The organism is Qipengyuania benthica (assembly GCF_030717865.1).
Classification (GTDB): Bacteria; Pseudomonadota; Alphaproteobacteria; order Sphingomonadales; family Sphingomonadaceae; genus Qipengyuania; species Qipengyuania benthica.
In genome coordinates this window covers 89,542-102,047 of the sequence record NZ_JAVAIL010000005.1, presented here as the reverse complement: position 1 = coordinate 102,047, position 12,506 = coordinate 89,542, and the positions used below count along the sequence as shown (strand labels likewise).

Annotated in this window: 13 protein-coding genes; all 13 read right to left on the bottom strand. The window is 66.6% G+C overall.

The genetic code is table 11. The annotated features are described in order from the left end of the window. Positions 1-4: 4 nt before the first annotated feature. Positions 5-562 carry a pyridoxamine 5'-phosphate oxidase family protein gene (locus Q9K01_RS13615; protein WP_305930669.1) on the bottom strand — a complete coding sequence of 186 codons (558 nt, stop codon included), beginning with the start codon at positions 560-562 and terminating at the stop codon, positions 5-7. Continuing rightward, entirely contained in the window at positions 563-1,432 is an 870-nt protein-coding gene (locus Q9K01_RS13610; protein ID WP_305930668.1) for an alpha/beta fold hydrolase, read from the bottom strand. A 36-nt stretch (positions 1,433-1,468) separates the two neighbouring features. Then, positions 1,469-2,992, bottom strand: coding sequence for a peptide chain release factor 3 (locus Q9K01_RS13605; protein WP_305930667.1), 1,524 nt, complete (start codon positions 2,990-2,992; stop codon positions 1,469-1,471). A 6-nt stretch (positions 2,993-2,998) separates the two neighbouring features. Then, on the bottom strand, positions 2,999-3,745 hold the full coding sequence (locus Q9K01_RS13600) for an SDR family NAD(P)-dependent oxidoreductase (RefSeq protein ID WP_305930666.1): 747 nt from the start codon (positions 3,743-3,745) through the stop codon (positions 2,999-3,001). Continuing rightward, positions 3,742-6,144 carry a phenylalanine--tRNA ligase subunit beta gene (gene pheT, locus Q9K01_RS13595; RefSeq protein ID WP_305930665.1) on the bottom strand — a complete coding sequence of 801 codons (2,403 nt, stop codon included), beginning with the start codon at positions 6,142-6,144 and terminating at the stop codon, positions 3,742-3,744. Before pheT ends, Q9K01_RS13600 begins: the two co-directional genes overlap by 4 nt. Then, positions 6,141-7,262, bottom strand: a complete 1,122-nt coding sequence (gene pheS, locus Q9K01_RS13590) for a phenylalanine--tRNA ligase subunit alpha (RefSeq protein ID WP_305930664.1) — start codon at positions 7,260-7,262, stop codon at positions 6,141-6,143. Before pheS ends, pheT begins: the two co-directional genes overlap by 4 nt. Before the next feature lie 88 nt (positions 7,263-7,350). Continuing rightward, entirely contained in the window at positions 7,351-7,710 is a 360-nt protein-coding gene (gene rplT, locus Q9K01_RS13585; protein ID WP_305930663.1) for a 50S ribosomal protein L20, read from the bottom strand. A gap of 25 nt (positions 7,711-7,735) precedes the next feature. Then, the gene (rpmI, locus tag Q9K01_RS13580; protein WP_305930662.1) at positions 7,736-7,939 is read right to left on the bottom strand and encodes a 50S ribosomal protein L35; all 204 of its coding nucleotides are present in this window, start codon (positions 7,937-7,939) and stop codon (positions 7,736-7,738) included. A gap of 147 nt (positions 7,940-8,086) precedes the next feature. Next, entirely contained in the window at positions 8,087-8,848 is a 762-nt protein-coding gene (locus tag Q9K01_RS13575) for an SDR family oxidoreductase (protein WP_305930661.1), read from the bottom strand. 1 nt (position 8,849) lies between these two features. Then, complete coding sequence (locus tag Q9K01_RS13570; RefSeq protein WP_305930660.1) at positions 8,850-9,605, bottom strand: SDR family NAD(P)-dependent oxidoreductase; 756 nt, start codon at positions 9,603-9,605, stop codon at positions 8,850-8,852. 25 nt (positions 9,606-9,630) lie between these two features. After that, positions 9,631-10,437 (bottom strand): inositol monophosphatase family protein, encoded by an 807-nt coding sequence (locus Q9K01_RS13565; protein WP_305930659.1) that lies wholly within the window; start codon positions 10,435-10,437, stop codon positions 9,631-9,633. Position 10,438: 1 nt separating this feature from the next. Beyond that, on the bottom strand, positions 10,439-11,374 hold the full coding sequence (locus Q9K01_RS13560; RefSeq protein WP_305930658.1) for a ribose-phosphate pyrophosphokinase: 936 nt from the start codon (positions 11,372-11,374) through the stop codon (positions 10,439-10,441). 146 nt (positions 11,375-11,520) lie between these two features. Continuing rightward, entirely contained in the window at positions 11,521-12,501 is a 981-nt protein-coding gene (glpX, locus tag Q9K01_RS13555; RefSeq protein ID WP_305930657.1) for a class II fructose-bisphosphatase, read from the bottom strand. Between the last annotated feature and the right edge of the window lie 5 nt (positions 12,502-12,506).

Genomic DNA, 12,506 nt, shown 5'->3' with positions numbered 1-12,506 from the left:
AAGCTCAATCGCCCGCGATGAAGCGATCGGTGGCCCGGGTCGGCAGGCCGTCGATGCTTTTCGAGCGCTGCTGGCGCTTGGCTACGAATGCCTCTGGGTCGCGACCCTGGTAATATTTGACCAGTGTTTGGCGCTCGCGGTCGAACTGCATCAAGGGAACACCCCAGCCGCAGGAGGTCTGCACGCTCTCGACCGCGATGTCGAAGATCTGACGGGTGCCGGGGAGTAGCGTGAAGTGGGCGGCAAGCTCGTCCCAGCCCGCGTCCTGCGGCAGGACGGGATGCCCGCGTCCGTAGATGCGCAGGATCAGCGCGGGCTGCTCGAAATTGCAGACCATCACGGTGATCCGGCCGTCGGCTGCAAGATGCGCATGGGTCTCGTTGCCGGACCCCGCGATGTCGAGATAGGCCACTCGCGAAGGCCCGAGGACGCGGAAACTGTCATAGCCCTTGGGGCTGAGATTGATCCGTCCCTCGGCACAAGCGGTGGCCACGAAGAAGACCGGCTGCTGCGCCAGCGTCGCGATGTATTCGTCCTCCAGCCTGTCGAAGAACTCGGCCATCTAGAGGAAATCCCCCAGCGTCGCCATGAAGCGGTCGAACTGGTCGTGGTGGAGCCAGTGTCCGGCCTTGTCGAATTCGATCACCCGCGCGGTGTTGAAATTGTCGAGCCGACCGTCGCCCTCGGGATTGGAGGCCCAGCTGTCGGAGCCGTAGAGCAGCAGCGTGGGCGCGGTGATCGCCGCCCAGGTCTGGTGGAGAAATTCGTCGGCGACGTCCTCGATCGGCCAGACGTTGAGATGCGGATCGAATTTCCAGGTGTAGGTGCCGTCCTCATTGCGGTTGACGCCGTGGATGGTGAGATGCCGGGCCTGCTCCTCGGTGAGGTAGGAATTCTCCTCGATCATCCGCTGGAAGGCGGTCTCGATGCTCTCGTATTTGCGAGGGGCTCGCGCGGAGGCGGCGCGCTTCTTGTCGATCCATTCGCGCGCCCGTTCGGGATAGGGGGTCTCGCGCATCTCCGCCTGCCGCTTGGGGCTGGGCCCCAGCCCCTCGATGGCGACCAGCTTTGTCACCATCTCTGGGAAGGTCCCGGCGTAGCGCAACGAGACATTGCCGCCCATCGAATGGCTGACGATCGTGACCGGCCCGACGCCCAGCTGATGGATCAGCTGCGCCAGATCGTAGACCATGTCGCTGGTCTGGTAATTGCCATCGCTGACCCAGTCCGAATCGCCATGGCCGCGGTGATCCATTGCCACCACATGCCAGTCGTTGCGCAATTGCTCGGCGACCCAGTCCCAGCTGCGCGCGTGGTCGCGACCGCCATGGACCAGCACCAGCGGCGGCTTGCCGCGATTGCCCCAGTCGACGTAATGCAGCCGCAGCCGCTGGGAGATGAAGGTCTGCGATGTGGGTCCGGCATGCGTCATGGCGACCCCATGCCGCGAAGCCGGGCCGCTCGCAAGTCAGCGCTCCTTGGTCGCCGAGAAGACCAGCGCCTTGTTCTTCTCTTCCTGGTAGCTGACGTCCCACGGGCTCTTGGCCATGAACACCAGATCGCCGTCGCGGTCGCGCGCCAGATTGGGGCGGTTGAACTTCTCGAAATCGTCGAGTGCCGCGGGTTCGCCCTTGAGCCAGCGCGCGGTCGAGAAGGGCGCCATCTCGAGCGCCGCCTCGACCTTGTATTCGGCCGAGAGCCGCGAGACGAGCACCTCGAGCTGGAGCTGGCCTACCACGCCGACGATCCATTGCGCACCGATCTCGGGGTAGAACACCTGGATCACGCCTTCCTCGGAAAGATCGTCGAGCGCCTTCCTGAGCTGCTTGGTCTTGGTCGGATCCTTGAGCTGGACGCGGCGCAGGATCTCAGGCGCGAAATTCGGCAGGCCGGTGAAGCGCAATTCGTTCTTCTCGGACAGCGTATCGCCCACCCGCAGCGTGCCGTGGTTGGGAATGCCGATGATGTCGCCGGCCTCGGCGGTGTCGGCGATCTCGCGATCCTGCGCGAAGAACAGGATCGGCGAATGGATCGCGATCGGCTTGCCCAGCCCCGAGGGCGTCAGCTTCATGCCGCGTTTGAAGGTGCCCGAGACCTGCCGCATGAAGGCGATCCGGTCGCGGTGATTGGGGTCCATATTGGCCTGGACCTTGAAGATGAAGCCGGTGACCTCGTCGCGCTCAGGGCTGATCTGCTCGTCGCCGGCGGGCTGGGGGCGCGGCGGCGGCGCGTATTTCGCGATCGCGTCGATCAGTTCGGTCACCCCGAAGCTCTTGAGCGCCGAACCGAACAGCACAGGGGTGAGATCGCCATTGCGATAGGCCTCGAGATCGAATTGCGGATAGCCGATCTGCGCCAGCTCCATCTCCTCGGCAAATTGCGCGGGAATCTGCGGATCGGCGTCGCGCTTGCCCTTGAACTCCTTCGACGGGCCTTCGGGGCGGGCGACGCAGCCGGTGGCGAAATCGAGCACGCCCTCGAACTGGCCGCCCATCCCCACCGGATACATCTGCGGCGAGACATCGAGCGCGAGCATATCGGCGATCTCGTCGAGCAGTTCGAACACCGGTCGGCCCTCGCGGTCGACCTTGTTGACGAAGGTGATGATCGGCACGCTGCGCAGCCGGCAGACCTCGAACAATTTGCGCGTCTGCGGCTCGATGCCCTTGGCGGCGTCGATCACCATGATCGCGGAATCGACCGCAGTCAGCGTGCGATAGGTGTCCTCGGAGAAATCCTCATGCCCAGGCGTGTCGAGCAGGTTGAAGGTGATCCCGTCGCGCTCGAAGGTCATCACCGAACTGGTGACCGAAATTCCGCGTTGCTGCTCGATCTTCATCCAGTCCGAGCGTGCGCGCCGCGCCTGTCCGCGCGCCTTGACCTCGCCCGCCAGATGGATCGCGCCGCCCTGCAGCAGGAGCTTCTCGGTCAGCGTGGTCTTGCCCGCGTCGGGGTGCGAAATGATCGCGAAGGTACGGCGATTGGAGGTCATGGAAACTCAGTTACGTGCAACGCGGAAGCCGGCGAAGTCCTGGCTCACCGGCATCAGCTCGATGCGGTTGATGTTGAGGTGCGGGGGCAGCTGGGCGACCCACAGGATGGTGTTGGCGATGTCCTCGCCCGTCATCGGATCGGCACCCTGATAGAGCCTGTCCGAGGCGTCCTGGCTGCCGGTCCGAACCAGGGTGAACTCGGTCTCGACCATGCCCGGCTCGATGCTCGTCACCCGCACGCCGGTGCCGTGGAGATCCGCGCGCAGAGCAAGGGTGAAGTGGTTGGCGAAAGCCTTGCTGCCGGCATAGACATTGCCGCCCGGATAGACGTAGCTGCCCGCGACCGAGCCGATCGCGATCACCGCGCCCTTGCGTTCGATCAGTCTGGGCAGCAGCTTGCGCGTCAGTTTGACCATGGCCGTCACATTGGTGTCGATCATGGCCTGCCAATCGTCGAGATCGGCCTCCTGCGCGGGGGAGAGCCCTTGCGCCAGACCGGCATTGTTCACCAGCAGGTCGATCCCGGCGAACTCCTCGGGCAGCTCGGCAAGCGCGGCGTCCATCGCTTCCTCGTCGCGCACGTCGAAGACGGCAGGGTGGACCTTGTCCGCCCCGAGCTCCGCAACCAGCGCATCTAGCCGTTCGCGGCGCCGTCCGGTGCCGATGCAGCGCCAGCCATTCGCGACCAGAGCGCGCACGGTGGCTTCGCCGATCCCGGCGGTGGCTCCGGTTACTAGTGCCGTCCTGCTCATCCTCTCAACTCCGCATCCTGCTTTGCCGCGCTGGCGACGATCTTGTCGGAGATCGCCTTGATCTCCTCGTCGGTGAAGCTCTTGTCGCCGGGCTGGAGGGTCACCTCGACCGCCAGCGACTTGCGCCCTTCGGGCACGCCCTGCCCCGTGAACAGGTCGAAGATGCGGGCCTCGACGATCGCCGCCTTGTCCGCGCTGCGGACCGCGCGCAGCAGCTCGCCGGCGGCAAGACCGCCCGGGACGAGGAAGGCGAAGTCGCGGGTGACCGCCTGCAGCGCGGGCGGCGCATAGGCGGCGCGCGCGAAAGCGGGCTTGCCCTTCTTCGCCGGGATCGCGTCGAGGAAAAGCTCGATCGCCATCACCGGCCCCTCGATGTCGAAGGCCTTGAGCGTCGCGGGATGGAGCGCCCCGAAGCGTGCGAGCACGTTCTTGGGTCCGAGCCGCAGCGTGGCGGACTGGCCGGGATGGAATTGCGCCCCCGCACCACCCTGCTCGCCGGCCATCACCATCAGATTGGCGGTGGGGGCACCGGCGGCGTCGAGCAGCGCGAGCGCTTCCGCCTTGGCATCATAGGCGTCGAATGGGGTCGCCTTGCCATCGGACCAGCCGCGGTCGGTCTTCTCGCCCGCGAGCAACGCGCCGAGCGTCGGTCTCTCGTCGCTTGCGCCGCTCTCGCCGCGGAAATAGCGCCGGCCGATCTCGAACAGGCGCGATCCGCTCTGCCCCCGATCGGCATTGCGTTTCGCGGCGGCGATCAAGCCCGGCAACAACGAGGGGCGCATCGCCTTCATGTCTTCGCTGATCGGATTGTCGAGCACCCACAACCGCTCGCTATCGGCGAAATGCTCGGCCTGCGCGGCGGGGAGGAAGGACCAGGTCACCGCCTCGTTGAGACCGCGAGCCGCGGCGGCGCGGCGCAGCTTGCGTTCGATCTGCTGCGCCGGTGTGGCGGTGGGCCGCGCGACACCTTCAGGGCGCGGGAGGGCAACGCTCTCGACCTTGTCGAGCCCGTGGATGCGCACCACTTCCTCGACCAGATCGGCAGGGCCTTCGACATCGTGGCGGCGCAGCGGAACGGTGACCTTCCAGTCCTCCGCCACGGCGAAATCGAGCGCTTCGAGAATGCGCCGCTGCTCGTCCGGCGCGACCTCGATACCGCCCAGCCGCGCGGTCAGCGCGGGATCGAAAGCGATCCGCTTCGGATCGGCGGGCGGCGCTCCGGCGCGCACCACTTTGCTCGGTTCGCCGCCGCAACAGCTCACGATAAGATCGGTCAGCAGCGCCAGCCCTTCGTCGAGGAAGGCCGGATCGACCCCGCGTTCGAAGCGCGTGCGTGCGTCGCTGGCGAGGCCAAGCTTGCGGCCCGTCACTCCGATCCGCTCGGGGTCGAAATAGGCGATCTCGAGCAGCACGTCGGTCGTGCCCTCGCTCGCGCCCGAATGTGCGCCGCCCATGATCCCGGCGATGTCGTGGACCCGCGCGTCGTCGGCAATGACGGTCATGGTGTCGTCGAGCGTGTAGGTTTTCTCGTTGAGCGCCTCGACCTGTTCGTCGTTCCGCGCCCGCCGCGCGACCATCGCGCCCGAGAGCGTCGCGAGATCGTAGACATGCGCCGGTCGCCCGCAGGCCAACATCAGGTAGTTGGTGCAATCGACCAGCGCCGAAATCGGGCGCTGCCCGGCGGCGAGCAGGCGGCGCTGCATCCATTCGGGCGAGCTGCCGTTGGACACCCCGCGGATGACGCGGCCGTAGAAGGCCGGGCAGCCCTCGGGATCCTCGGTGCGAATGTCGATCGGGCAATCGTAAGCGCCCTCGATCGCGGGCACTTCGGCCGGCTTGAAGGTCCCAAGCCCGGCGGCGGCGAGATCACGCGCGATCCCCATCACGCCCATGCAATCGGGCCGGTTGGGGGTGATCGCGACATCGAACACCGGCGAGGCCGCGTGGTAATCGGCGAAGCTCGCGCCGACGGGCGCATCCTCGGGCAGTTCGATGATGCCTTCGTGCGCATCGCCCAGTTCGAGCTCGCGCACCGAGCACATCATGCCGTTGGATTCCTGCCCGCGGATCGCGCTCTTGCGCAGTTCCATGCCGTTGGACGGCACCACCGCGCCGGGCAGGCCAAGCACGCCTTTCATCCCCCCGCGCGCATTGGGTGCGCCGCAGACCACCTGCAACGGCTGGCCGTCACCGGCATCGACGGTGAGCACCTGCAGCTTGTCGGCATCGGGGTGCGGCGCGGCGGTCAGCACCTCGGCGACGCGGAAGCCCGCCAGCTTCTGCGCTGGGTCCTCGATCCCCTCGACCTCATGGCCGATGGCATTGAGCACGGCGGCGATCTCGGCGGTCGAGGCCTCGGTGTCGAGGAAGTGGCGGAGCCATTCGAACGAGAACTTCATGCGCGCGCTCCCACACCGCCGGAAAGGGTCGGCCGATCGAAGGGAGAGAAGCCGTAATGCGCCAGCCAGCGCTGGTCGCCATCGAAAAAGGCGCGCAGATCGTCCATCCCGTATTTGAGCATCGCCAGCCGGTCGACGCCCACTCCGAAGGCGAAGCCCTGCCATTCGTCGGGATCGAGCCCCGCGAAGTGGATCACGCGGGCGTTGACCATGCCGCTGCCAAGCAGTTCCATCCAGCCATGGCCTTCATCGTCGCCGCTGCCGCCGAGCACCCGGCGGCCGTTTTCGACCGCGAAGCCGACATCGACTTCGACACTGGGTTCGGTGAAGGGGAAATAGGAGGGGCGCAGTCGAAGCACGATGTCGTCACGTTCGAAGAAAGCCTTGAGAAAGGTCTCGAGCGTCCATTTGAGATGGCCCAGATGGATATCGCGGTCGATCACCAGCCCTTCGATCTGATGGAACATAGGCGTGTGGGTGGCGTCGCTGTCGCTGCGGTAGACCCGGCCCGGGGCGATCAGCCGGATCGGTGCGCCCTGCTCGACCATGGAGCGGATCTGCACCGGCGAAGTATGCGTGCGCAGCAACATCCGGTTGCCCCGTGCGTCGCGGTCCTGCTCGCCGAAATAGAAGGTGTCGTGCATCGCGCGCGCCGGATGGGTTTCGGCCATGTTGAGCGCGGTGAAATTGTGCCAGTCGTCCTCGATCTCGGGGCCGGTGGCGACCGAGAACCCCAGATCGGCGAAGATCTCGGCGAGCTCGTCCATCACCTGGCTGACCGGGTGGACCGACCCGGTGGGCATCGCAGGCGCGGGCAGCGTCAGGTCGAGGGTTTCGGTCGCCAGCCGCCGCTCCAGCTCCGCCGCCTCGAGCGCGGCCTTGCGATCGTCCAGCGCTTCGGAGATGCGTGTGCGCATCCCCTGCAGCCGCGGCCCTTCGACCTGCCGCTCCTCGGGGCTCATCCTGCCCAGCGTCTTCATCAGCTGGTTGAGCCAGCCCTGCTTGCCCAGAGCCTCGACCCGGATCGCCTCGACCCCGGCCAGATCGTCGGTGCGGTGCAGCCGCGCGAGCGTGTCGGCGATTTTCTGTTCGGTTTCGCTGGTGGTGTCGCTGGTCATATCGGGGGCTCGCTAGCCGAAAGGCGGGCAAAGAAAAAGCGCCAACCCCGGGAAGGGGCGGCGCTGTTTCTTTCGCGGGTGCGGAGGCTCAGGCGGGAAGCGCGCCCTTGGCCTGCTTGATGATCGCACCGAAGGCGGCGCTTTCGTTCATGGCGAGGTCGGCCATCACCTTGCGGTCGAGTTCGATCCCGGCGAGCTTGGCACCGTGCATGAACTGCGAATAGGTCAGGCCTTCGGCCCGGACCGCGGCGTTGATGCGCTGGATCCACAGGGCGCGGAAGTTGCGCTTCTTAACCTTGCGGTCGCGATAAGCGTACTGGCCGGCCTTTTCGACCGCCTGACGCGCGACGCGAATGGTGTTCTTGCGACGACCGCGATAGCCCTTGGCCTGGTCGAGCAGCCGCTTGTGCTTCTGGCGCGTGGTCACGCCGCGTTTGATGCGAGGCATATCTCTTTCTCCTTAAACCGGGGGCTCAACCGAGCCCGTAGGGGGCCCATTTCTTCACCGCGGCCTGGTCGGCCTTGGCGAGAACCTTGGTCCTGCGGTGCTGGCGGATATACTTCGCATTGTGGCTGATCAGTCGGTGGCGCTTGCCGGCGACGCCGTGCTTGATCTTGCCATTGGCGGTGATCTTGAAGCGTTTCTTCACACCGCTCTTGGTCTTCAGCTTGGGCATTTTCATCTCCTTTGCAGAGACACGTCGAACCAGCCCTGGCAGCCCTTGTCGCCAGGCCGGCACATGAATCACGTGTCGGTGAAGGTCGCGCACATAGCGGTTTCGCCCCAAAAGGCAAGGATCAAAGGGCGAGGTCGAGGGCCGGTATCAGAAGTGCGCGAGATAGCCGCCGTCGACCGCCAGCGTCTGACCGGTGACGTAGCTGGCGGCGGGCGAGGCGAGAAAGGCGACAGCTCCAGCGATCTCCTCCGGTTGGCCCCAGCGCCCAAGCGAGGTCCGCCGCGCCAGATGCTCCGCGATCTCGGGATCGGCGACCATCGCCGCATTGGCATCGGTCGCGAAATAGCCGGGTGCTACCGCGTTGACGGTGATGTCGCTGCCGCCCAGCTCGGCGGCCAGCGCGCGGGTCAGCGCGGCAAGCCCGCCCTTGCTCGCGGTGTAGAGCACATCGCCGCGCGCGATCTCCGCCGCGATCGAGGTGATGTTGACGATCCGCCCGTAACCGCGCGCCCGCATCAGCGGCGCGGCGCGGCGCGCCAGATCGAAAGGGGCCACCAGATTGCTGGCGAGCAGGGCGTCCATGTCGGCGCGACCCAGTTCGGCGAGCGGACGCCGGTCGCGCCGGCCGACGTTGTTGACCAGAATGTCGAGCCCACCCTCTGCGCTCAGGCGCTCGAATGCGGCGCCCGTCGCGGCATCATCGCCAATGTCGAAGGACAGGATGCGCGCCTGCGGACCGATTGCGCGCGCCGCTGCCGCCAGCGCATCCTCGTCGCGGCCGTTGAGCCAGACGCTCGCCCCGCTTTCGGCCAGACCGCGCGCGATCGCGAACCCCAGCCCGCGCGCCGCTCCGGTCACCAGAGCGACGCGGTTCTCCAGTGACGATCCCAGTGATGATCCGAAGGCCATATCAGCTCTCGTAGATCATCTTCCTGGTCATGCCACCGTCGATATTGAGATGCTGCCCGGTCAGGAAACCGGCGTGGTGCAGATAGGCGATCGCCTCGGCGATATCCTCGCAGGTTCCGATCCGCCCGACCGGATGCTGCTCGCGGTCGCGCGGGCGATGATCGGGCTCGCTGCGCTCGCCGGCTTTCTGCCACGGTCCGGTTTCTATCCAGCCCGGCCGGATCGCGTTGACCCGGATCGCCGGGCCCAGCGAGACCGCCATGGCATGCGTCAGCGCGTCGAGCCCGCCCTTAGCGGCGGCATAGGCGAAGCATTCGGGTTCGCTCATCACCGCGCGGGTGGAGGAGATATTGACGATGCTTGCACTCCGGCTGCGCTCGAGCAGCGGCACCGCAGCGCGGCTGCACAGGAAGGCGGCGGTCAGGCTGGCGTCGATCCATTCCTGCCAGGCGGAGAGCGAGAGGTTCGCCAGCGGCCCGCAATAGGGATCGGCGATCCCGGAATTGTTGACCAGGCAATCGAGCGCATCCTCGTCCAGCCATTCGCCGATCCGGGCGAAAGCGCGGGTTACCTCTCCCTCCTTGCCGACATCGCAAGTGAGCAGCAGCGCTTCGGATGCGGGAAGCGCCGCGCGCAGTTCGGCCAGCGCCTCGGCATCCTTGTCCAGCCCGACGACCCGCCAGCCGAGGCCGTGGAAATGGAGGAGAGTAGCACGGCCGATGCCGTTGCCTGCGCCGGTTACGAGAATAGTGTTCATGCCCGGCAAACGAACCGCCGTGCGCTCAGTGCCCGTGCGCTTCGCTGCGTCCCATCGCCTCGAGCACATCCTCGAGCCGCGCCGGTTCGCCCAGCGCCAGCACGCGTCCGTCGCTGGCGGCGTGGAGCGGCTCGCCCGACCAATCGCACATGATCCCGCCCGCGCCCTCGACGATCGGCACCAGCGCGGCAAAATCGAACAGCTGGAGCCCTGCTTCGCACACCACGTCGAGATGGCCCGAAGCCAGCAGCCCGTAATTGTAGCAATCGCCGCCATAGACGATCATGCCCTGCCGCTTGTCCTGCGCCACGGCTTGGGCGAGCGCCATGTAGTGGTCGGCTTCCTGGCTGGAGAAATAATGCGGGCTGCTGGTGGCGAGCACCGCATCGGCTAGGCTGCGACACGCGCGGGTGCGGACGGGTGACCCGTTGAAGGTGGTTTCGTGTCCGATCCGCCCCACCCAGCGCTCGCGCGCAACGGGTTGGTCGATGACGCCGATCACCGGCCATCCGCCTTCCATCAGCGAAATCAGCGTGCCGAAGATCGGGCGTCCGGCCATGAAGCTGATGGTCCCGTCGATCGGATCGAGCACCCATTGGCGTGCCGCACCCTCGTTGCGGGTGCCGTATTCCTCCCCGACGATGCCGTCGTCGGGGCGCTCGGCCTCGAGCACCGCGCGCATCGCCGCTTCGGCGGCGCGGTCGACCTCGGTCACCGGCGAGGAATCGCTCTTGCGCTCCTGCGACCAATCGCCGCGAAACAGCGGTCGGATCGCCTCGCCCGCCGCATCGGCGAGGCGGTTGGCAAGCGCGAGATCGGCGCTGTTCGCCATGTCAGTCGAACAGGCTGGAAACGCTGCTTTCGTCGGCAATGCGGCGCACCGCCTCGCCGATCAGCGGGGCGATGGTGAGGATTCGCAGGCGGTCGGAATCGAGCACGTCGTCGGTGGGGCGAATGGTGTCGGTGATGACCAGTTCCTTGAGCGCCGATTTGTCGATCCGCGCCACCGCCCCGCCCGAAAGCACACCATGGCTGATATAGGCCGCCACGCTCGACGCGCCCTGCGCCAGCAAGGCCTCGGCGGCGTTGCACAGCGTGCCGCCCGAATCGACGATGTCGTCGATCAGGATGCAGTGGCGCCCCTTCACCTCGCCGATGATGTTCATGACCTCGCTCTCGCCCGGGCGATCGCGGCGCTTGTCGACGATCGCGAGCGGCGCATTGTCGAGCCGCTTGGCGAGCGCACGCGCGCGGACCACGCCGCCGACATCGGGGCTGACCACCATCAGATCCTGATCGCCGTAGCGCGCCTGGATATCCGCCGCCATCACCGGCGCGGCGTAGAGATTGTCGGTCGGGATGTCGAAAAAGCCCTGGATCTGGCCGGCATGCAGATCGACCGCGAGCACGCGGTTGGCCCCTGCTTCGGTGATCAGATTGGCGACCAGCTTGGCCGAGATCGGGGTCCGCGGCCCGGGCTTGCGGTCCTGCCGTGCGTAGCCGAAATAGGGCACAACTGCGGTGATCCGCCGGGCCGATGCGCGCCGCAGCGCATCGATGCAGATCAGCAGTTCCATCAGATTGTCATTGGCGGGATAGCTGGTCGACTGGACCACGAACACATCCTCGCCGCGCACGTTCTCGTGGATCTCGACGAAGATCTCCTCGTCGGCGAAGCGCCTGACGCCGGCATCGACCAGCGGCATCTCGAGATAGGCCGCGATCGCGCGGGCGAGCGGCAGGTTGGAATTGGCGGCCATGATTTTCATGCGAACGAATCCCTGTCGGCGCGATGTCGGTGCGGTGCGAACCGCACCTAGCCGAGCGTCACGCGATTGCAACACGCGCCGGGCCGGTTTCCGGTGAATCCCGGACCCGGTGGATGATTGGCAGCGTTCCCCTGCAGAAGACCTCGTCAGCGCGCCTTGTGCTCGCCCTTGATCCAGCGAATCGTCCCGCTCGAGGCGCGCATCACCACGCTCTCGGTCGTCATCCGTCCGCCGCGACGGTATTTCACCCCTTCCAGCAAGGAGCCCGAAGTCACCCCGGTGGCGGCGAAGATGCAATCGCCCTTCACCAGCTCGTCGCGCGTGTAGATGCGGTCGAAGTCCTCGTCGCTTATGCCCAGCTTGCGGGCGCGGCCTTTCTCTTCCTCGTTGCGGAAGACGAGGCGCGCGTTGAACTGGCCGCCGACGCAGCGCAGCGCCGCCGCCGCAAGCACGCCTTCGGGAGCGCCGCCCTGGCCCATATACATGTCGATGGTGGTGTCCTCGTCGGTCACCGCGATCACACCGGCGACGTCGCCGTCGCCGATCAGGACCACGCCGCAGCCCAGCGCGCGCAGTTCGGCGATGAGATCGGCGTGGCGCGGGCGGTCGAGCACGCAGACGATGATGTCCGAGGGCTCGACACCCTTGGCCTTCGCCACGGCGCGAACATTGTCGCTGGGCGATTTGGCCAGATCGATGATCCCCTCGGGGTAGCCCGGGCCGACCGCCAGCTTGTCCATATAGGTGTCGGGCGCGTTGAGCAGGTCGCCTTCCTTGGCGGCGGCGAGAACTGCCAGGGCATTGGGGCCGGCCTTGGCGGTGATCGTGGTCCCTTCCAGCGGATCGAGCGCGATGTCGATCTTGGGGCCCTTGCCCGGCGCCCCGCCGACCTTCTCGCCGATATAGAGCATCGGCGCCTCGTCTCGTTCGCCCTCGCCGATCACGACGGTCCCATCCATGTAGAGCTCGTCGAAGGCCTTGCGCATCGCCTCGACCGCTGCGGCATCGGCGGCTTTTTCATCGCCCCTGCCGATCAGCTTGGCCGCGGCGACCGCCGCCGCCTCCGTCACGCGGACCATTTCGAGGACGAGAATGCGATCGAGCGGGTTGTCGGCGGGAAGGTTCATAGTCG